This window comes from Halomonas sp. AOP22-C1-8, from assembly GCF_052378905.1.
Classification (GTDB): Bacteria; Pseudomonadota; Gammaproteobacteria; order Pseudomonadales; family Halomonadaceae; genus Vreelandella; species Vreelandella citrativorans.
The window spans coordinates 17,755-37,526 of record NZ_JBQSYD010000016.1 but is presented as its reverse complement, the minus strand read 5'-3'; the positions used below and the strand labels follow the sequence as shown (position 1 = coordinate 37,526).

The following is a 19,772-nucleotide window of genomic DNA, read 5'->3' as shown; positions in this document are numbered from 1 at the left end:
CCAACGACATCCAGAGCCATCGTTTCTCAGTCTTGCTCATTGCGTTAAAGCACGTAACATTATTCGGCTAACGATAAGGAAAACCGCTATGCCGTTGATTTACTTTTTGCCACCACTAGCCACCGTGCTGATCTGGTCGGGCAACATGACCATTAATCAGTTGACCGTAGGCGCGATTGCGCCGAGCAGCATCGCTTTTTTACGCTGGCTGTTGGCGCTAGCGGTGATGACGCCCTTCGTGCTTCCGGCCGTGCTTCGTCATCGTGCGGAAATACGCCGTAACTGGCCGAAACTCGCCTTACTGGGCCTTTTAGGTATGGGGCTATGGCAAGGGCTGGCCTATGTTGCAGCGGAAACCACAACGGCTACCAACATGGGCATTCTAGCTGCGATGGTGCCGCTTTTAACCGTGCTGCTGAGTGCGCTTATCCTGCGTGAGCCGCCAACCCTGGGCGGCGTTATGGGCGGCGTGCTGGCCTTTATCGGTGTCACCGTGTTGCTGGGCCGCGGTAATCCCTTATCGCTTCTTCAGCTTGAGGTTGCCCATGGCGATGCGCTAATGGTGGTGGCAGCAAGCTGCTACGCGCTCTACGGCGTTATGCTAAAGCGCTGGAAAATGAACTTACCGCCTTGGGTAATGCTCTATGCTCAGGTATGTTTTGCGGTACTGTTTTTGCTGCCGCCCTATTTGATGGGGCCAATGACGCCTGTGGATAGTCAAAACATTGGGCTTATTCTCTATGCAGGCATTCCTGCCTCCGTCATTACCACATTTTTATGGATGCGCGCGGTCCGCCAAATTGGCGCTAACCAGGCGAGCATTTTTATCAACCTGATGCCTCTGTTTAGCGCACTGATTGCCATGGCGATGCTGGGCGAGCAAGTGGCAGGCTTCCACTTTACCGGTGGACTTCTGATTCTGGCGGGCGTCATCATGGCGCAAACCTTGACGCGCCCACTGGTGGGAAACGTGTCGGTGAATAAGCCGGGCAGCGCCTAGCCATCATGCACTAGGCTGTTTTCTTTTTTATTCTGGAACCCCCTGATATGTCCCTGGAAGACCTGCATCTAAATGTGCGCAACCTGACGAGCGATGATTACGATCAGCTCAAGACATTGATGGACGCTGTCTATCATAATATTGGCGGCGCCTGGCCCCGTCACACCATCGACAAGCTGATTCAGGAGTTTCCCGACGGCCAGATCGCCATTGAAGATGACGGCAATCTGGTAGGCGTCGCACTAACGGTTCAGGTGGATTACGACGAGTTTTCCAACCCGCATAAATATGACGACCTGATTGGCCATCGTGAGATTATTCTCAACGATGAAAATGGCGATGCGATGTACGGGCTGGATGTGCTGATTCACCCGGACTACCGCGGCTACCGCCTGGGGCGGCGCCTTTACGAAGCACGCAAAGAGCTGTGTCGTTCGCATAACCTGCGCGCCATTTTGGCGGGTGGGCGCATTCCCGAATACTATCAGCATGCCGATGAGCTAACGCCGGCCCAGTACATCGAAAAAGTCTCTCGCAAGGAGATTTATGATCCCATTCTGTCGTTCCAGTTGGCTAACGACTTTCAAGTAAAACGCCTGCTGCGCAAATACCTGCCCGAAGATGAGCAGTCAAAGGGCTACGCGACCCTGCTCGAGTGGAACAATATTCTCTTTGAGCCTGCCGAAAACGTGCTGGATACGCGCCCAACCCAAGTGCGTGTTGGCGCCGTACAGTGGCAGATGCGTGAGTTTGCCTCGGTAGAAGCCGCCCTCCAGCAGATTGAGTATTTTGTCGACGCGCTTTCAGATTACCAGAGTGACTTTGCGGTTTTTCCGGAGCTGTTCACCACCCCGCTGATGGGCTTGCAAGACCGCGCCGCTCAGCAGGACCAAATGGCGGCGATACGTTTTCTGGCAGGCTTTACCGAACGCTTTAAAACCGAACTTTCACGCATGGCGGTCTCCTACAATATCAATATTGTTGGCGGCTCAATGATTGAAGTGGGCGAAAATGACCGGCTCTACAACGTTGCCTACCTCTTCCACCGCGATGGTGAAGTCGACAAGCAAGCCAAGCTGCATATCACTCCTCAGGAGCGTCGCGATTGGGTAATCGAAGGCGGTGACAACTTGCAGGTGTTTAACACCGATGCAGGCCGCGTGGGCATTTTGATCTGCTACGACGTAGAGTTCCCGGAACTCGGCCGTCTACTGGCCGACCAGGATATGGACATTTTGTTTGTGCCGTTCTGGACCGACACCAAAAATGGCTACCTGCGGGTTCGTCACTGCGGTCAGGCACGCGCCATTGAGAACGAGTGCTACGTAGTGCTCTGCGGTAGCGTCGGCAACTTGCCCTCGATTGAAAACCTGGATATTCAGTACGCGCAGTCTGCGGTCTTTACCCCTTCTGACTTTGCCTTCCCCCATGATGCAGTACTGGCAGAAACCACGCCCAATACCGAGATGATTTTCTTCTCGGACCTGGATTTGACTCGCCTAACGGTGGTGCGTGCAGAAGGCTCAGTGACCAACCTGAAAGACCGCCGCAAGGATCTTTTTGATCTACGCTGGCGCGACTGGTCCTTGAAATCCGGCTCCATTGAAGTATAAGTGCGAACCGGAAGTACCGGATGGCAAAGCGCCTTTCGTGGATTACTTTGCAGGCTGCTTCAAGGAAAACCCGGACTACCAGAGCGAGATCGTGCGTAGTGCGACCGATGACGACCTGGTCTGGGGTGATGAGGATCGCGGTGAGGCCGTTGTGGATATCTTCCGCGTTGAAAATGAAATGATCGTCGAGCACTGGGATGTCATCCAGTCTGTGCCGGAAGAAGCGGCCAACGACAACACGATGTTTTAAATTAGACAGCTACGTTTTAAATCGGGTAGCAGTCAATTTTATTTGGCCCTAAAGGGCCTTTTTTATAAACAAAAAAACTACCTACCGGTCGGTAGCTTTTGTATTATGATGCATCGCTTGGGTTTGACATGTTTGACGCATGCGCCATTAAGAACTTCATGTTTGGAGAGCAAGAAATGTTACCCACAACGACACCCGCATTGCGCCGGGTGCTCAACGCAGCCGTTGCCCAGTTTGCCCAGCATGGTTATGAGGGCGCTTCATTGTCGGGAATTGCTGCCGACGCCGGTATTCGCAAAGCGTCGCTTTATTCGCATATCAAAAATAAGGACGCGCTGTTTTCGGCGGTGTTTGAAGATGCCTTGAAAGTTGAATCGCAATTTGCCCAGGAATGCTTTGAGCACTCCAATACTGGACTGCCAGGCCAGCACTATTGCGAATCGTTGCTGGCACGCTACGCCGACTCAGAGCACTTTCGGTTTCTGCTACGCACCTCATATATCCCGCCCGAGTCGCTTTTTCATGAACTTCAGGAAGGCTACGAGGGTTACATGCAACAGCTGTTAGCAGATTTCACGACAGCGCTGCGTCGCCATGTTGGAAAGGCGCTTTCTGACCAGGATGCCCTGATGCTAGGCCACGCCTACATGGGCATGGTGGATAGCCTCCACGTGGCGCTTATCTATATTGGCACCGAGCGCTTTGAGGCACGTCTCAACGCACTTGAACGCCTCATGGGCGACAGTATCGCAAGGCTTGCAGGAGAGCATCATGACTGAACAGGTCATTCGTGAGAATACTCACCAAAGTACAGTGGGTATGGCGCTGGTCATTCTGCTGGCCCTTTTGACCGCACTCGATGCCATGGCGATTGATATGTACCTGCCCGGCATGCCGATGATTGCGCAGACCTATGAGGCCTCGGCGGGCAGCGTGCAGCAAACGCTGTCGGTCTTTTTGGCAGGGCTGGCGCTGGGGCAGTGTCTTTATGGCCCGCTGCTGGAGCGTTTTGGGCGGAGGATGCCGCTTCTGGTGGGGCTTGTAATCTTTGTGGTGGGTTCGGTGGTTGCGGCCATGGCACCCACGCTTGAGTGGCTGCTCGCCGCACGCTTTTTACAGGCCATCGGCGCGGCCGCAGGCTTGGTCGCTCCACGTGCCATTGTGGCCGATCTTTGCGATGTGAAAAGCTCTGCCAAAATCTTTTCGCTATTGATGCAAGTCATGATGATTGCACCCGTCGTGGCGCCCATGATGGGGGGCTTTCTGCTTGAGCACGGTGGCTGGCGCGGTATCTTCTGGGCGCTGGCCGGCTTGGGCGTCATCGGGTTGGCATGGAGCCTGACAGGCATTCCCGAGACGCTTGACGTTAGGCAGCGCACAGCGCTTAGCGTAGGCAGTGTCGTGCGTGGGTATCTGGCTCAGTCGCGTCGTCGGGTCTTCATGGCGTATACGGCGGCCGGTGGTTTTGTTCTGGGGTCACTTTTCACCTATATCAGCGCCGCGGCGTTTGTGTTTACCGACCATTTTGGCATGACACCGACCCATTTCAGCTATTTGTTTGCCGCCAATTCCGTCGGGCTAATTATGGGTGGCATGCTGTCCAATGCGCTGTCTGCACGCGGTATGACGCCTGCCGGGGTGACTTATCTCGGGCTTGGTATACATACACTGGCGGGGGCGCTTTTATATCTGGTCGTCACGATGGGTATGGTCACGTTCGAAACGTACGTGGCGCTGCTAGCGGTAGCGATCGGCGCGCTCGGGCTGGTGTTTGGTAATTTGACCGCGCTGACCATGAACGCTGGCGGGGCGCAGGCCGGTGTGGCGTCGGCGCTGATGGGTACCCTGCACTATGTGATCGCGGCGGCCGTCGGCTATGTTGCCAGCCTGGCGACCCAAGGGCCTCACTTGATGCTACTAACACTTACGCTGTGTGGCGTGGCCGCTTTATTGCTCTGCCGGCTTGCCGGTGCCATGACAAAAAAGCACAGGACGTTCACCTCGATGGGGCACGTACTTAGCGCTTTTCAGAAAGGAATAAATAAACGTACAATCGAAAAAGCCGCGCAACTGCGCGGCTTCTCATTGAAAGGACGTATTCTACGGCTCATCCGGCCACACCAGGTGACGCGGCACGCGGCCCTTGGCATCAAACATCACGCCTTCATCACGCAATTTCTGATGCTGACGGGTAGCACCGCCGTGGTCAGCAAGTTTAAGTGAGGCCGCAATCACCCGGTGCCAGGGAAGCTCATGACCATCGGGCAAGTGCCGCATGGCAGACCCCACCATTCGGGGGGTGGCGCCTTCGGTCATAGCGGCGATACGCCCATACGTCGTGACTCGCCCCGCCGGAATCTGATCAACAATCGTATAGATCTGCTCCAATAGCTCGGGACGGGCCATAACAAATTCTCCGTAATTACCTCAGGCTAACGGGCTTATAGCGCTTCCACCAACTGATCAATTGCCTGAAACGCTTCTTTTTGTGCTGCAGCACGCTGCTCTTCGCCCATGTTCAGACCTTCTGCGTACACGACATCAACATCGGTAATGCCTATCAAGCCTAGCATGCTTTTCAGGTGCGGCGTTTGGCTATCCCTGTCCGACCCCGCATACATACCACCACGGGCCGCCAGGATAATCACCCGCTTACCTTCGACGAGACCTTGTGGGCCGTTTTCTGTGTAACGGAACGTTTCGCCAGCACGCAGTACACGGTCAAACCAGGCTTTTAACTGCGAAGGAATACCCAGGTTATACATCGGTACCGCCAGGACCAACACGTCATTAGCACGCAGTTCGGCCAACAGCTCATCAGAGCGAGCAGCCAGTGCTTTCTGCTCGTCGCTGCGCTCGTCAGCCGGTGTCTGCCATGCGCCCAGTTCCGCAATATCCAGGTGAGGCAGCGCATCGGCAATCACGTCACGCTTAGTGACATCGACGCCTTCGCGGGCAGCCGCACGGCTTTGGAAGTGGTTGGCCAAGGCGATAGATTGGCCGTTTTCACCAAGTACAGAGGAGGTAACCAGCAGGGCACGAGTTGTCATTTAAAAAAAGCTCCAACGTAGGGTTAATAAGGAATTAACGCTATTTTACGATGATTTTGATTAATCAAAAGCGCAATGATATGAGTGTTACGTTCGATAAAATCGAATTATGATGATATCTATAAAAAAACCCCGCTTTTGTGTGAGCAGGGTTTTAGTTGGCTGATGATTAGTGCTTTTTAGGCCACGCCTTGGGATCAACCTTATTGGCTAACGTGGGGAATTTGCTGGGGTCAAAGGTAGGTTCTTTGCCTGCCTTCAACTGCGCCTCGTAATCACGGAACAGCGCAAAAGCAACCGGTGAAAGCAGCAGGATAGCCACCAGGTTAATAATTGCCATCATACCCATGGAAAGATCCGCAAAGTTCCAGATCGCCCCCAGACTCGCCATCGATCCCACCATGATCATCGCCAGCACCGCCAAGCGGTAAAGGAGAATCGCTACCGGCGCTCGGCGACCCGCTAAATACTCAATATTGGACTCGCCGTAAGAGTAGTTGGCAATCAAAGAAGTAAACGCGAACAGCAAGATAGCGACAGCTACAAACATGCCTCCCCAATCGCCTACGTGGCTTGAAAGCGCCATTTGGGTCAGTTGGATACCATTCGTCTCTTCACCGGCTAACAGCTCAGGCCCTGCCATAATAATAATGGCCGCCGTGGCCGTACAAATAACCAGCGTATCCAGAAACACACCCAGCATCTGAATAAAGCCCTGGGCAGCCGGATGATTAGGCCGCGTGCTGGCGGTGGCTGCCGCATTCGGCGCCGAACCCATGCCCGCCTCGTTGGAGAACAGGCCGCGTTGAATGCCGTTCATAATCGCTTGTGACACGGCATACCCCACAGCCCCACCAGCCGCTTGCTCAAGGCCAAAGGCGCTCTTCACAATGGTCATGATGGCTGCTGGGAAGTCACCGATATTAAGCCCGACCACAACAAGCGCGAGTAGCAGGTAAAGCAGAGCCATTAATGGCACCACCAGCTCCGCGACCTTGGCGATGGACTTTAAGCCACCAAAGATAATCGGCGTCACAACTACCACCAAGACTAACCCCATGGCCCAGGTGGGAACAGCAAATGCCTGCTCCATGGCCTGGGCGATGGAGTTGGCCTGTACGCTGTTAAACGCCAATCCAAACGCTACAATCAAACAGATGGAAAACAGCACGGCCAGCCAGCGCAGCCCAAGCCCACGTTCAATATAACGGGCGGGGCCGCCGCGAAAGGTGCTATCCCCATGGTCTGTTTTATAGGCCTGCGCCAAGGTAGATTCAATGAAGCTGGTCGCCATACCCACCATGGCGGTCATCCACATCCAGAAAATCGCGCCTGGGCCACCAAAATAGATCGCCACCGCCACACCTGCCAGGTTGCCGGTGCCTACGCGTGCCGCCAGGCTGGTGGAGAGTGCCTGGAATGAAGAAATTCCGTCACCTGCGTTGCGCGAGGTGCGCAGCAGTTTAAACATGTGACCGAAATAGCGCACTTGGATCGCACCGGTTCGTATCGTAAAGTAGAGGCCTGCGCCGATCAGCAAGTAGATCAGCACACTGCCCCATAACAGCCCGTTGCCGCGATCAACCAACGCGGTCAACAGTTGAGGTACCGAGAAATCCATACAACACGCCTTTTTTTAACTTATCGAAGGCGCTTCATTCTTCACGCCTGCACGAAAATGGCAAGAAAATTGGAGCATTTATTCTTAAAACGCTCCTAGGCAGCCCCAATATCTTTCGCTAACCACGCCCAGACTAAGGCGGCTTCGTCATCTACCTGCCGACGGCTGGGACGTACCAGCCAGAACTGCTCATCGCTTGGCACACTAATGGCCGGAAACGGCGTCACCAGGTCATTGCGCTGCTCCAACAAACGGTGATGAATAAGCGCTACCCCTGCGCCTTGGCTAGCTAACGCTAACGTCATCACCTGGTTATCGCATGTCATAGAACGACATTGCGTTTCCAAGTGACCTACGCCCGCCGCCTGTAGCCAGCCTGACCAGCCGACACCAAAACCTACTGCGTGAAGTAGCGTGTGCCCTCTTAAATCGGCAGGCGTTGTTAGCGTTGCAGCAAGCGTTGGCGAACACACTGGCAGCAATTGTTCATCACCTAGCGAGTGCATTTCAACGCCACTCCATTCCCCCCGCCCATAACGGATTTCGATATCAGCGCCCTCTACCCCATAGTCATCAGGCCAGATAGCGCTGACCAGGCGAATGGTGATGTGTGGACAGTGCTGGTAAAGAGCAGCCAAACGCGGCGCCAGCCAGGATTGCTGGAGAATCGGCGTGGCTCTTAATGTCACAGGCTGCCCACTAGTAGCGCCAAACACCTCAGCCGTTCCTTCGCTGATCCGCGAAAAAGCATCATTGATACTGGGCAGCCAGGCTTGCCCTACAGGCGTGAGGGTTAAGCTTCGCGCATGGCGCACAAAGAGCTTTTGCCCCAACCGCTCTTCCAACAACCGAACTCGCTGACTAATGGCCGCTTGGGTAACAGCCAACTCATTTCCAGCCGCGGTAAAGCTGAGCGTTCGCGCCGCCGACTCAAATGCCTGTAGCCATAACAGTGGCGGTAACTGACTCATGATAAATTCACCTATAAGTAAAATAAGGTCTTAGAGGCCATATTAATCATTTGTTTGAGCCATGACGAGTGCGCATCCTATCCGGGTGAGCCCCGGTCGATTTTCGTTTTCAGGACGAGGCAACCGATATTAGCGTTCGTGCCCCCGTCATTACCCTTGATAGCGGCGCTCGTCACCTCCAGGGCACGTATTTGGACCGCGACATGCTCGCCTCTCGCCTGCGTGTGTTGGCACGCCACTCATAAACCGCCCCGCGCGATATAAAAACTCAGCAAGGAGATCTCAATGAAAACCCGCCTACGCCTCTCACCCAGCATGCCGTTGGTAGCCACAGCACTCTTATCCGCTGCCTTTGCGTCCACCACGCACGGCGATGATCAAACACTTGATTTTGGTGTTCCCGCTTGGCCTGGCATCACCGTAAAGACGGAAATAGCCGAACAGCTGTTAAACCCGCTGGGTTATGAAACCCGCGCGCAAGAAATTGGCCTGCAGGTGATCTATCAGGGTATGGAGAGCGGTGATATCGATGTATTTCTGGGCGCCTGGCTGCCTGCTCAGCGTGACATGTTCACCCCACGCAAAGAGTCAGGCGTGCTGATTGATGTGGCGAACAACGTTGACGGCGCGCAAATGACGCTGGCGGTGCCTAGCTATATTTACGAGAGCGGCATTCAAAGTTTTGCTGACCTTGCCGAAAACCGCGACCTGTTTAACGGTCAGATTCTCAGCTTTGGCGCCGGCTCGGCCGCCAGCGAAATTCTCCATGACGCCATTGATAATGACGCTTGGGAGCTGGGTGACTGGCGCCTGGTTGATACCAGCGAAATCGCCATGCTGTCCGCCGCTCGCGATGCTATCGAGCGTGAACAAGCGGTGGTCTGGGTCGGCTGGACTCCTCACTGGATGAACCTTGAGCTACCCATGCGTTACCTGGAGGATCCAGACAATCTGTTCGGTGAAAACAATGGTGAAAGTGATGTACTTACCGTGCTGCGCGCCGACTATGCTGAAGCCAACCCCAATATCACTACGTTTTTTGAGCAGTTCAGCTTCACCGCTGACGAACAAAGCTGGATGATCCAGGCGTTTGGCCAAGACGAGCGTGCGCTTTCCGAGGTAGCCCAGGAGTGGATCAGCAATCACCCCAAGCGGGTAGAAGCCATGCTTACCGATGTAACGAACACCGACGGCGAACCCGCTTGGCCAATTATTAAAGCGCAGCTTACATTATGAGTGCGAATCTTATGCCAACGCATCGCAACCATGTAACGTAGCAAGGATGCACCGCGGCCCTCACCAGTCGCGGTGCTCGCCTCGCCAAAGGCCTTGCCACGTACTCAGCGCCCATCACGCACGCCCAGGGTTAACTGAGTCCCTAACAAGATACTTGTTTTATCCAATGGTTTCTGACCAAACATGTCAGTGCGTGATGAGCTGGTCACTGTCGTTCATCGAGGCCGAGGCTTGGCAGCGGCGGTACTCGCCCGCTTATGTCACGCTGCACATGATCAATAAATGCGCGTAACCGTGTGGGCACATGGCGGCGCTGCTCAAATACCGCATAAAAGTCGGCCCGCACGCCCTGCCATTCAGGCAGCAGCGGCACCAGCGCCCCACTGGCCAAGTGCTCGTTTACGTCCCACCAGGAGCGCATCATTATCCCGTGTCCGTCCAGGGCCAACCGAGTTATGACTTCTCCATCGTTACTGGCCAGCCGCCCACTCACCTTCACTGACTGAACACACCCAGGGTCATTACAGCGCTCAAAACGCCAAAGGGGAAAGTCCGTATCGTTTTCACGAATCACCAGGCATGCCTGGCGCGCAAGGTCGCCAGGCGCGTTCAATGGTGCCATACGGGCGATATAACCAGGCGCAGCACACAGCACTCGGCGATTGGGCAAAATTGGCCGAGCAATCAAACGGGAATCCGGCGGCTCGCCAATCCGTATACCGACATCAAAGCCGTGATCGCTCAGGTTAAGCGGGAAATTGGTGAGCTCCAGCCATCCCTCAACCGCTGGGTGCATTGCACAAAAGGTGGAGAGCAGCGGCGCAATGTGCTGCCGACCAAAACCAAAGGTGGCATTAACCCGCAGCCGTCCGCTAAGCCCATGCTTATGTGTGTCGTTGAGAGAGTTCTCAAGCTCCCCCAACTCATCCAGAATCAGCGCCCCGCGGGAGAGATAACGTTCGCCTTCTGCCGTGAGTGTCAGCCGCCGAGTAGTGCGTGCGGCAAGCTCCACGCCCAACCGCGCCTCTAGCTGCTTTAAGCGCTTGCTCACCGCCGACAGCGAAAGCCCCAGTTCACGCGCCGTTCCTGTCAAACTTCCTGCACGTGCTAACTGCTGAAAAAATGCAAGATCGTCTAGCGCCGACATGGATTCTCCACTTTCAGGCAACAATAGCTTGAATAGTAGCCTGATTATTATCACTCAGATAGCGGCTACACTGCGTTCATCGCTCATCTTTTTTAATAACAAGGAATCCAAATGGCCCACCGTATTGCAGTGATCGCTGGCGACGGCATTGGTACCGAAGTCATGCCCGAAGGTATTCGCGCCCTTGAAGCCGCAGCCAAGCGCTTTAATATCGACCTTGAGTTCACGACCTTTGAATTTGGCAGCTGCGACTACTACCTGGAGCACGGCCAAATGATGCCGGACGACTGGTTTGAACAGCTAAAAGGGTTCGATGCTCTGTTTTACGGCGCGGTCGGCTGGCCCGACAAAGTGCCCGACCATATTTCCCTTTGGGGCTCGCTGCTGCAGTTTCGCCGCCAGTTCGACCAGTACATCAACCTGCGCCCTTGCAAGTTAATGCCCGGTATTAAAAGCCCGCTTGCTGGGCGTGAACCGGGCGATATCGACTTTTACGTGGTGCGCGAAAACACCGAGGGCGAATACTCAAGCATCGGCGGCAAGATGTTTGAAGGCACCGAGCGCGAAATTGTCATCCAGGAAACCGTGATGTCGCGTACAGGTGTTGACCGCGTGCTTAAGTACGCGTTTGATCTGGCACAAACCCGCCCGCGTAAAAAGCTCACCTCGGCCACCAAATCCAACGGTATCTCTATCACCATGCCCTACTGGGACGAGCGCGTGCTGGAAATGGCCAAGCAGTATCCGGAGATTGATGTCGATAAATTCCATATTGATATTCTGACCGCCAACTTTGTACTGCATCCGGACTGGTTTGACGTGGTCGTCGGCAGCAACCTGTTTGGCGATATCCTTTCCGACCTGGGGCCAGCATGTACCGGCACTATCGGCATTGCCCCTTCGGCCAACATTAACCCCGAAGGCAAATTCCCCAGCCTGTTTGAACCGGTACACGGCAGCGCACCGGATATTGCAGGCAAAGGTATCGCCAACCCAATTGGTCAAATTTGGTCTGGTGCCATGATGCTTGAGCACCTGGGCTATAAAGAAGCCGCTGATGCGATGGTGACGGCCATTGAAGACGTGCTTCGCGAAGGTGACAGCCAAGTGGTCACCCGTGATGTTGGCGGCCAAGGCACCACGGAAAGCCTGGGCCGCGCGATTGCCAAACGTTTAAGCCAGTAATCCCTTCGCCATAGGAAAGCCACCCCGCAGATAATTATCGACGGGATGGCTGTTTATTAGCGATTGGTTACTCCGCTAACTTCGCAGCGATTTTCGCAACGTGCTCGCCCTGAAAGCGCGCAAGCTTCAGTTCACGCTCGCTTGGCTGGCGGGAGCCATCACTACCTGCCAGGGTGGCCGCTCCGTATGGGTTACCACCGCTGACTTCGGAAATATCAAACTGCTCTTCAATGCCATAGCCGACGGGCACAATCACCATGCCGTGGTGGGCAAGCGTCGTCCAGGTGGAGGTAATCGTCATCTCATCGCCACCGCCGGTACCGGTCGAGGTAAACACACTCGCCACTTTGCCACGCAAGGTGCCGTTAGCCCATAAACCGCCGGTTTGATCAAAAAAGGTGCGCATTTGGCCGGTCATATTGCCAAAGCGGGTTGGGGTACCAACAATAATCGCATCGTAATCGGCCAGTTCCTGGGGAGTCGCTTCGGGCGTATCGTAATCCTGCTTACCGCCGGCATTTTTGAAGGCATCTGCGGGCATGGTTTCAGGTACTCGCTTAACGGTTACCTCTACGCCTTCAACTTTCCTTGCCCCTTCTGCAACGGCCTTGGCCAAGGTATCAACATGCCCATACATGGAATAGTAAAGTACCAATACCTTTGTCATTGCTTACTCCTTTGGACTGCGTTTTAGCTACGTTAATGGCATTCCGATTAGGGAATGACTACAACATAGCCTAGCCTGCAGCAGCGAAAAGCGAATGTTTTCCCCTGCACTCTTCGATTTTCACCTTACGCTGATACAAAGCAGCGGCTGGTTTCTCGCATTGAATCCCAAAAGTGCGTGGCAAAGCGCCCTTCCTATTAAAACGCCCACTCACCGTGAGCGTTTTAGGTACCGTCTTACACTCGAGTGCCCGCCATTTTCATAACCACGACGCTAGTGCTTGCTCCCGTTTTTGAGCATGTTAAAGATAGCGTGTGAATTTCCAACCAATAACAAGAGGCCGATAATGCTGAATCACTGGCTTGACTGGACCCTTGATGGGCACCTTCCCGTACAGCGTAGCGGCCAATTCCCAAGCGGTACTTATCGGTTTCATGCCCCCGGCATTATGGAGCTTATCCCCCATACGCCGCAGCCAGAGGCCTATGCCTGCGTTTTTTCAGCGGCGATTCATGGCAACGAAACGGCTCCGGTTGAATTGCTCGGTGAGTGCCTAAGCGCCCTGGAAGCAGGCACTACCCCGCTGGGTGCTCCCGTACTGGTCATCCTTGGTAATATCCCCGCGCTACGCGCTCAGCAACGGTTTATAGCAACCAACCTTAACCGCCTCTTCAAGCGTGACTTAACGGGCAGCGGTGAGGAGCCAGAACGCGCACGTGAATTAATGGCTGCGGTAGACCGATTTTATGCAACTCATGCCGCGCGGCCCAGGTTGCACTACGACTTGCACACAGCCATTCGTGAAAGCCTCTACCCGATTTTTGTTGTCGAGCCGTTTGCTAACACTGCAACCCTGCCTGAGCAGTGGCAGTGGCTTGCTGCGGCGGGCATGCAGGCCGTGCTTCATCAACACCAGACAAGCTGGACCTTCTCGCACTACAGCAAGCACTACCATGGCGCTCAAGCGTTTACTTTTGAGCTAGGCCGCGTCGCCCCTTTCGGGCAAAATGACAGGGCATCGCTAATCCCAATGGGCGCGCTGCTTACGTCGCTCAGCAAAGGCGAAACGCCTGCCCAGCAAGACCCCGCGAGCATGGTATTCTTTCAGGTAGAGCATGAGCTTAAGCGCCAAGCGGAGGACTTTACGCTCTACGTTGATGCTGACATGCCCAACTTCAGCTGTTTTGAGCCCGGCACGCGTTTGGCCCGGGATAGCGTGGCAGGCGATTTCGTGGTGAGCGAGACGCCGCTACATGTCGTATTTCCTAATGCCAACGTGGCGTTGGGTGCGCGGGCGGCGCTTTTGGTGGCCCCGGTTCACTCCTCAAGTCAAACCGCAAAATAAGTTTAATAGTTATTTAATAACAACAACATGGAGATAATATCGAGGCACACGCGTATCACTTACGGCCGCCTTCCTACATTTATCGTATAAGGAAAGCACGCATTTTTCGCTGAGCCTGATAGAATCGCCACTTTTTTCGCGCCAGCCGCATTTAGCCTACGTTAACTCAACACGTTGCTACCGCGGCAACTTTGTACTGGAGCCTATGTTTATGGCCGCTACTCCCCTGGAAGTGCGTAATATTAAAAAGCGCTTCGGCGATACGGAAGTTCTGAAAGGCCTTTCACTCGAAGCCCAAAAAGGTGATGTCATCACGCTAATTGGCGCTTCAGGGTCGGGTAAAAGTACCTTTCTGCGCTGTATGAACCTGTTAGAGCAGCCGGATGAGGGCGAGATTATCCTTCACGGCGACCCGATACGCTTTAAGGTGAACCGGCACGGACGCGAGCCAGCCGATTGGAAACAGGTTGTCCAAATGCGTGCCAAGCTTTCCATGGTGTTTCAGAATTTCAATCTCTGGGCACACATGACGCTGCTTGAAAATATAATTGAAGCGCCTATCCATGTGCTCGGCCTTCCTAAAAAAGAAGCGATTGAACAGGCCCATGCGCTGCTTGAGCGTGTGGGGCTAACCGCCCGCGCCAACGCCTACCCGGCGCAAATGTCAGGTGGCCAGCAGCAGCGTGGCGCGATTGCTCGGGCACTGGCCATGAACCCAGAGGTTATGCTGTTTGACGAGCCGACCTCGGCGCTGGACCCGGAGCTTGTCGGCGACGTGCTGAAAGTCATGCGCGACCTGGCCAATGAAGGGCGTACCATGGTGGTGGTTACCCATGAGATGAGCTTTGCCCGCGATGTCTCAAGCAAGGTGATCTATCTTCATCAGGGCTTGGTGGAAGAAGCCGGGGCGCCAGATGACGTATTAGGCAACCCCCAATCGTCCCGACTGAAACAGTTTCTTACTCCTAACTACTGATCTGCGAGGCGACCATGCTGGATTTGCAAGGGTACGGCCCCCGTTTGATCGAAGGTGCCGGGGTCACCGTTCAACTAGCGGTTTTATCGCTACTGTTAGCCATCGCGCTAGGCCTTCTCACCGCCACAGCCAAGATGTCGCGCCACTGGCTATTGCACGGCACGGCAACCGTTTACACGACGCTGATTCGCGGCGTGCCAGACCTTGTCTTGATGATGCTGCTGTTTTACGGCGGCCAAATCGGTGTTAACGCGATTAGTGATATTCTTTACTACAGCTACGACATTGATATTTACATTAATTTCAACGCCTTTGCCGCGGGCGTACTGACCATTGGGTTTATTTTTGGTGCCTATATGGGCGAGACCTTCCGGGGCGCCTTTATGGCCGTCGATAACGGCCAAATTGAGGCAGGCAAAGCCTACGGGATGAGCAGCACACTGGTCTTTCGCCGCATTCGTTTCCCGCAAATGATGCGCCATGCGCTGCCCGGGCTCTCCAATAACTGGATGGTGCTGCTGAAAACCACCGCGCTCGTCTCGGTAATCGGCCTGACCGATATGGTTCGCGTGGCCGCTGAAGCCTCCCGAGCGACTCATGAGCCGTTTGTGTTTTTAATCCCTGTAGCCGTTGCCTATCTGTTGATTGCCAGCATCTCCGAGTGGATTTTTGCCCGGCTACAAAAGCGCTACGACATCGGCTTTGGAGAGCAGTGACATGCTAGATATTTCCGCATGGTTTAATGACCTTTTGTCCGGCAACCTGATCTTCACCCCCACTACAATGGGCTACTACTGGACAGGGCTTGTCACCACCACACAGCTGGTGTTTCTGTCGCTGGTAATCGGGCTGGTGCTGGCGGTGCCGCTTGCCATTATGCGCAGCTCACGGCGTAAATGGATCAGCCTGCCTGTGTATGCCTATACCTACGTGTTTCGTGGCACGCCGCTGCTGGTCCAGCTGTATATTATTTACTATGGCGTGGTGTTTTTTGACGGCATCCAGGAAAGCTTTTTGTGGCCGATCTTCCGTGAGGCCTTCTACCCCGCACTGATCGCCTTCACTCTTAACACAGCCGCTTATACCACAGAGATTTTCCGGGGTGCTATCAAGGCGACGTCCAAAGGTGAAATTGAAGCGGCCCGCGCTTACGGCATGTCCCAAAGCCTGATGATGCGCCGGATCATTATCCCCAGCGCATTTCGTCGCGCTCTGCCCGCCTACGGCAATGAAGTGATTTTCATGCTTCATGCCAGCGCGATAGCCAGCGTGGTCACCTTAATGGACCTGACCGGAGCGGCCCGCTATGTCTATTCACGGTTCTATACGCCGTTTGAGCCCTTCCTGTTTGTCGCGGCTATTTACCTGTGCTTAACGTTTGCCATTCTGTTTTTCTTCCGCTTTTTAGAGAAGAAATTACTTGCGCACTTAAAGCCACAAACCCCGTAAACGGTTCGATGACGAGCGAACGTCAAACAAACGTTGGTTCACAAGGCGTTTTCCTCTTTCCGCCGGCCCCAACCTGGGTTACGTTAAAGAGGATCACCTCGGGTGAACCTGTTTTACAACGGAGTTAAATAATGAAAAAGTTGCTATCAGTTTCTTTAATTGGTTTGGCTGTTGCTGCGGCCTCTTCCGCCCAGGCACGTGATTATGATCAGGTGCGTATTGGCGTTGATGTACCTTATGTCCCGATGGAATTCCGCACCCCTGAAGGCGACCTGACCGGTTTTGATATCGAGCTGGGCAACGCCATGTGTGAAGAAATCGGCGTGACCTGCGAGTGGATCGAGCAGGAGTGGGACGGCATTATTCCGGGCCTTCTGTCACGCAACTACGACGCTGTCATGTCCTCCATGACCATCAACGATGAGCGTCGCCAGCAGGTGCTGTTCTCTGACCCCTACATCACCATGCCGTCTGCCTGGTTTGCCGCAAGCGACCTGGATATCGACGAAGCCAATGAAGAAACCCTTGAAGGCCTGACCATCGGCGTTCAACGCGGCACTCTTCAGGACAACTACGTCACCGACAACTACGGCAGTGTGGCCGATATCAGCCGCTACTCCACCGCCGATGATATGGTGCTGGATATGGACGCGCAGCGTCTGGATATCGTCTTCCTCGACTTCCCAATCGGCCAGTCAACGCTGGTTGAGAACGAAGATGCTGACTACACTATTGTGGGCGAAAAAATCACTGAGCCTAAAGAGTACTTTGGTGACGGCTTTGGTATCGCGTTCCGCCAGCGTGATGAAGCGCTTGCCGAAAAATTCAACGAAGCCCTCGCAACGCTTCAAGAAAACGGTACCTACGATGAGATTCACGCTCGCTATTTTGGCGAAGAGTAATCACATAGCGTAGTGACTGCCCCCATCACCCCGGCCTTTGCCGGGGTGATTTATTTACGCCTTGGCCTTTTTTCTCCTTTCATCAGCGGCTTAAAAACCAGGTACGCAGGCCCATTAACAAGTACGCTGCCCCTTGGAATGAACCAGGTCAGCGTGAAAGGGTCTCTGTATCATTCTCCATGTGCATATAGCCGATATGGTTCATATAGCTGATATAACCCATATAGCGATGAAACGTCATTTCGCTATCACCGTAATTTAGTCATAAAAACAGGGAGGTTTTATGGCAGCAACCCTTAGCGCCACACCAGACATCGACCGACGCCCGTCTTCCTACTGGACAGGCTGGGGCCAGTGGCTCGCGCTCATTACCATGACGGTAGACCACCTTACCCGCTATGTACTGCCTGGGGATTTTAGCTGGGCAGGCTCCTCTATTGGCCGGATTGCCTTTCCACTGTTTGCCGCCATGGTCGCCTGGCACGGGCTATTTAATACCCGTAACCCAATGCGCTATTCACGGCGTATTCTGGTTATCGGGCTGGTAGCGCAGCTCCCCTATATGATGATGCCACGCGCATCGGATACGTTGATTTTTAACGTCTGCTTTACGCTGGCCAGTGGCCTGGCCTTGGGCACACTAGCGCGCCAAGGCTGGCAGCACTACCAACAGCAAACGCTGGGGTTTGGCTGGCTGCTGTTGGGCACAGCAGCGGGCGTCACGGTATGGTACCTGCTCGGTTTCTGGGTGGAGTACGGCCACAACGGCTTGCTGTTGATTCCGCTATTCATGTTTGCCATGCATTCACTTAGCCAAGCGGGCACCCACTTTCAGGCGCGACTTTGGGCAGGCTTAGCCGCCTTTCCCGTACTCTGGGTTGCCGGACAAATGAACGCCTCGGATATGGCAAAATCGTTTACCGTGGGCACCTGTGTCGTGGTCCTGATACTGGCTGCTGGCCTGGCTCAACGCGTGCCTGTGGTAACGTTTGCCATGCCTCGCAGGCTTTGGTTGGCCTGGTACCCTGGGCATTTTGCGTTAATCGCGCTGTGGCTATTGCTGAGCGGGCGTATTGTGCTGGGTTGGTAAACGTTCAAGCTGGTTCGAGAGACTTTAAACAGAGCTTAAAACGGTCTTAAAAAAGAGCTTAACACCGGAATTAAAAAAGGCGCCTCACATCGTGGGGCGCCTTTTCAGTAACTTATTAACGCTTATCTATAATGAGCGCTCAAAACTCCACTCAACCGCCGGGGCATCAGGTATCAGTGCCTGGCAGGTGCGCACCTTTTCCAGCAGTTCAGCGTGGGTAGCGGCCACCACGTTAACGTGGGCCAGCTTGCGCCCTGCCCGCTCGGCTTTGTCATAGCGGTGCACATGGGTATTGGCAAGCTTGAGCATGGCCACGTTGTCGCCCTCCTGGCCAATCACATTGACCATACAGGTGGGCGCAATGGCCGCTGTGCTGCCCAGTGGTAATCCTTGAACCGCGCGTAGATGGTTCTCGAACTGGCTGGTAACCGCTCCATCCATCGTCCAATGGCCGGAGTTATGCACGCGTGGCGCCATCTCGTTAGCCAGCAGGCTGCCATCGCGGGTTTGGAACAGTTCAAGCGCCAGCACGCCCACGTAATCCAGCTCATCCAGCAGCGCACGAATATACGTATCAGCCGTTTGCTGCACCTGGGCGTCCAGGTCGGGCAGCGGCGCCACCGAGTAACGCAGTATGCCGCCCACATGCTGGTTCTCTGCCATGGGGTAGAAAACCACCTCGCCATCGCGACCGCGTACAGCAATCATCGAAACTTCGCGCACAAAATCCACAAATGCTTCAACGATCAGCTGTGTATGACCAATACTCTGCCAAGCGTTAGCCGCCTCTTCTGGAGCTTTTAAAACCGCCTGACCTTTGCCGTCGTAACCTTCCGTGACGGACTTTGCCACCACCGGGCAGCCAAGCTCGCGAGCGGCCGCTTCCAGTTGCTCTGCGCTCTCAACCACACGGTAAGCAGGCGTCGGGATGTTCAAGCGATCAAACAAGGTTTTCTCTTCAACCCGGTTTTGGCAGACCTCGATCGCTCGGCTGCTCGGATACACCGGCTTGTGCTTTTCGATCTCCTGCACAAGCGTCACCGGCAGATGCTCGAACTCGTAAGTCACGACATCCACCTTGGCGAGAAACTCAGCCAAGTGCTGATTATCCGGGTCGACAATGACCTCGCCGATGCCCGCACTTGGGTTACCTGTGGTATCCAGGAACGTAAACCGATTGCCTAGCGGGTAGCCCGCCAGCGCCAGCATACGTCCCAGTTGGCCTGCGCCTAAAACGCCGATGTTTGTCGTACCAGAGTTCATGGGGGCT

Annotated in this window: 19 protein-coding genes and 1 pseudogene; 13 read left to right on the top strand and 7 right to left on the bottom strand. The window is 54.6% G+C overall.

Translation table 11 applies throughout. The annotated features are described in order from the left end of the window. The first annotated feature begins 88 nt into the window (after positions 1-88). The 5 genes and pseudogenes from ACT3TY_RS10305 to ACT3TY_RS10285 all read left to right on the top strand — a co-directional run. Positions 89-1,000: a DMT family transporter gene (locus ACT3TY_RS10305; protein WP_172116079.1), complete on the top strand. Its 912-nt coding sequence runs from the start codon at positions 89-91 to the stop codon at positions 998-1,000. Positions 1,001-1,047: 47 nt separating this feature from the next. Beyond that, entirely contained in the window at positions 1,048-2,613 is a 1,566-nt protein-coding gene (locus ACT3TY_RS10300; RefSeq protein WP_441678261.1) for a GNAT family N-acetyltransferase, read from the top strand. Further along, positions 2,603-2,863, top strand: coding sequence for a nuclear transport factor 2 family protein (locus tag ACT3TY_RS10295; RefSeq protein ID WP_253926933.1), 261 nt, complete (start codon positions 2,603-2,605; stop codon positions 2,861-2,863). Before ACT3TY_RS10300 ends, ACT3TY_RS10295 begins: the two co-directional genes overlap by 11 nt. Positions 2,864-3,039: 176 nt before the next feature. Then, positions 3,040-3,642 (top strand): TetR/AcrR family transcriptional regulator, encoded by a 603-nt coding sequence (locus tag ACT3TY_RS10290; RefSeq protein ID WP_172116077.1) that lies wholly within the window; start codon positions 3,040-3,042, stop codon positions 3,640-3,642. Beyond that, positions 3,635-4,810: pseudogene (locus tag ACT3TY_RS10285) on the top strand (multidrug effflux MFS transporter); the annotation flags it as partial. The gene ACT3TY_RS10290 and the pseudogene ACT3TY_RS10285, both read left to right, overlap by 8 nt. A 153-nt stretch (positions 4,811-4,963) precedes the next feature. Here ACT3TY_RS10285 and ACT3TY_RS10280 read toward each other — a convergent pair. The 4 genes from ACT3TY_RS10280 to ACT3TY_RS10265 form a co-directional block, all read right to left on the bottom strand. Further along, on the bottom strand, positions 4,964-5,269 hold the full coding sequence (locus tag ACT3TY_RS10280) for an MGMT family protein (RefSeq protein WP_087108490.1): 306 nt from the start codon (positions 5,267-5,269) through the stop codon (positions 4,964-4,966). A 35-nt stretch (positions 5,270-5,304) separates the two neighbouring features. Then, positions 5,305-5,913 carry an FMN-dependent NADH-azoreductase gene (locus ACT3TY_RS10275; RefSeq protein ID WP_172116075.1) on the bottom strand — a complete coding sequence of 203 codons (609 nt, stop codon included), beginning with the start codon at positions 5,911-5,913 and terminating at the stop codon, positions 5,305-5,307. Between the two features lie 169 nt (positions 5,914-6,082). Beyond that, complete coding sequence (locus ACT3TY_RS10270; RefSeq protein WP_172116074.1) at positions 6,083-7,534, bottom strand: alanine/glycine:cation symporter family protein; 1,452 nt, start codon at positions 7,532-7,534, stop codon at positions 6,083-6,085. Between the two features lie 95 nt (positions 7,535-7,629). Then, a complete protein-coding gene (locus ACT3TY_RS10265; protein ID WP_172116073.1) occupies positions 7,630-8,505 on the bottom strand; it encodes a LysR substrate-binding domain-containing protein in 876 nt (291 codons plus the stop codon). 285 nt (positions 8,506-8,790) lie between these two features. Between ACT3TY_RS10265 and ACT3TY_RS10260 the strand changes: the two genes are divergently transcribed. Next, positions 8,791-9,741 carry an ABC transporter substrate-binding protein gene (locus ACT3TY_RS10260; RefSeq protein WP_444628092.1) on the top strand — a complete coding sequence of 317 codons (951 nt, stop codon included), beginning with the start codon at positions 8,791-8,793 and terminating at the stop codon, positions 9,739-9,741. A gap of 205 nt (positions 9,742-9,946) precedes the next feature. Here the strand turns inward: ACT3TY_RS10260 and ACT3TY_RS10255 are convergent, their stop codons facing one another. Beyond that, the gene (locus ACT3TY_RS10255; protein WP_444628091.1) at positions 9,947-10,888 is read right to left on the bottom strand and encodes a LysR family transcriptional regulator; all 942 of its coding nucleotides are present in this window, start codon (positions 10,886-10,888) and stop codon (positions 9,947-9,949) included. 111 nt (positions 10,889-10,999) lie between these two features. On the opposite strand from ACT3TY_RS10255, the gene ACT3TY_RS10250 reads away from it, so the two are divergent. Beyond that, on the top strand, positions 11,000-12,073 hold the full coding sequence (locus ACT3TY_RS10250; protein WP_193053912.1) for a tartrate dehydrogenase: 1,074 nt from the start codon (positions 11,000-11,002) through the stop codon (positions 12,071-12,073). Between the two features lie 67 nt (positions 12,074-12,140). On the opposite strand, the gene wrbA is transcribed toward ACT3TY_RS10250, so the two are convergent. Then, positions 12,141-12,740, bottom strand: coding sequence for an NAD(P)H:quinone oxidoreductase (gene wrbA / locus ACT3TY_RS10245; protein WP_087108478.1), 600 nt, complete (start codon positions 12,738-12,740; stop codon positions 12,141-12,143). Between the two features lie 346 nt (positions 12,741-13,086). Between wrbA and ACT3TY_RS10240 the strand changes: the two genes are divergently transcribed. From ACT3TY_RS10240 to ACT3TY_RS10215, 6 genes are all read left to right on the top strand, one after another. Then, positions 13,087-14,085, top strand: coding sequence for a succinylglutamate desuccinylase (locus tag ACT3TY_RS10240; protein ID WP_444628090.1), 999 nt, complete (start codon positions 13,087-13,089; stop codon positions 14,083-14,085). Positions 14,086-14,290: 205 nt separating this feature from the next. After that, positions 14,291-15,061 (top strand): ABC transporter ATP-binding protein, encoded by a 771-nt coding sequence (locus ACT3TY_RS10235; protein WP_406565410.1) that lies wholly within the window; start codon positions 14,291-14,293, stop codon positions 15,059-15,061. 14 nt (positions 15,062-15,075) lie between these two features. After that, on the top strand, positions 15,076-15,777 hold the full coding sequence (locus ACT3TY_RS10230) for an ABC transporter permease (protein ID WP_444628088.1): 702 nt from the start codon (positions 15,076-15,078) through the stop codon (positions 15,775-15,777). Between the two features lies 1 nt (position 15,778). Beyond that, entirely contained in the window at positions 15,779-16,510 is a 732-nt protein-coding gene (locus ACT3TY_RS10225) for an ABC transporter permease (RefSeq protein WP_193057385.1), read from the top strand. Between the two features lie 131 nt (positions 16,511-16,641). Beyond that, on the top strand, positions 16,642-17,412 hold the full coding sequence (locus ACT3TY_RS10220; protein ID WP_172116066.1) for a transporter substrate-binding domain-containing protein: 771 nt from the start codon (positions 16,642-16,644) through the stop codon (positions 17,410-17,412). A gap of 283 nt (positions 17,413-17,695) precedes the next feature. After that, positions 17,696-18,502, top strand: a complete 807-nt coding sequence (locus ACT3TY_RS10215; protein ID WP_444628087.1) for a TraX family protein — start codon at positions 17,696-17,698, stop codon at positions 18,500-18,502. A 126-nt stretch (positions 18,503-18,628) separates the two neighbouring features. Here ACT3TY_RS10215 and ACT3TY_RS10210 read toward each other — a convergent pair whose 3' ends face one another. Continuing rightward, positions 18,629-19,765, bottom strand: a complete 1,137-nt coding sequence (locus ACT3TY_RS10210) for a 5-(carboxyamino)imidazole ribonucleotide synthase (RefSeq protein WP_444628086.1) — start codon at positions 19,763-19,765, stop codon at positions 18,629-18,631. Positions 19,766-19,772: the final 7 nt, after the last annotated feature.

Coding starts and splice junctions, on each gene's coding strand:
- ACT3TY_RS10305 (WP_172116079.1), top strand. CDS start 89: ATGCCGTTGATTTACTTTTTGCCACCACTAGCCACCGTGCTGATCTGG.
- ACT3TY_RS10300 (WP_441678261.1), top strand. CDS start 1,048: ATGTCCCTGGAAGACCTGCATCTAAATGTGCGCAACCTGACGAGCGAT.
- ACT3TY_RS10290 (WP_172116077.1), top strand. CDS start 3,040: ATGTTACCCACAACGACACCCGCATTGCGCCGGGTGCTCAACGCAGCC.
- ACT3TY_RS10280 (WP_087108490.1), bottom strand. CDS start 5,269: ATGGCCCGTCCCGAGCTATTGGAGCAGATCTATACGATTGTTGATCAG.
- ACT3TY_RS10275 (WP_172116075.1), bottom strand. CDS start 5,913: ATGACAACTCGTGCCCTGCTGGTTACCTCCTCTGTACTTGGTGAAAAC.
- ACT3TY_RS10270 (WP_172116074.1), bottom strand. CDS start 7,534: ATGGATTTCTCGGTACCTCAACTGTTGACCGCGTTGGTTGATCGCGGC.
- ACT3TY_RS10265 (WP_172116073.1), bottom strand. CDS start 8,505: ATGAGTCAGTTACCGCCACTGTTATGGCTACAGGCATTTGAGTCGGCG.
- ACT3TY_RS10260 (WP_444628092.1), top strand. CDS start 8,791: ATGAAAACCCGCCTACGCCTCTCACCCAGCATGCCGTTGGTAGCCACA.
- ACT3TY_RS10255 (WP_444628091.1), bottom strand. CDS start 10,888: ATGTCGGCGCTAGACGATCTTGCATTTTTTCAGCAGTTAGCACGTGCA.
- ACT3TY_RS10250 (WP_193053912.1), top strand. CDS start 11,000: ATGGCCCACCGTATTGCAGTGATCGCTGGCGACGGCATTGGTACCGAA.
- wrbA (WP_087108478.1), bottom strand. CDS start 12,740: ATGACAAAGGTATTGGTACTTTACTATTCCATGTATGGGCATGTTGAT.
- ACT3TY_RS10240 (WP_444628090.1), top strand. CDS start 13,087: ATGCTGAATCACTGGCTTGACTGGACCCTTGATGGGCACCTTCCCGTA.
- ACT3TY_RS10235 (WP_406565410.1), top strand. CDS start 14,291: ATGTTTATGGCCGCTACTCCCCTGGAAGTGCGTAATATTAAAAAGCGC.
- ACT3TY_RS10230 (WP_444628088.1), top strand. CDS start 15,076: ATGCTGGATTTGCAAGGGTACGGCCCCCGTTTGATCGAAGGTGCCGGG.
- ACT3TY_RS10225 (WP_193057385.1), top strand. CDS start 15,779: ATGCTAGATATTTCCGCATGGTTTAATGACCTTTTGTCCGGCAACCTG.
- ACT3TY_RS10220 (WP_172116066.1), top strand. CDS start 16,642: ATGAAAAAGTTGCTATCAGTTTCTTTAATTGGTTTGGCTGTTGCTGCG.
- ACT3TY_RS10215 (WP_444628087.1), top strand. CDS start 17,696: ATGGCAGCAACCCTTAGCGCCACACCAGACATCGACCGACGCCCGTCT.
- ACT3TY_RS10210 (WP_444628086.1), bottom strand. CDS start 19,765: ATGAACTCTGGTACGACAAACATCGGCGTTTTAGGCGCAGGCCAACTG.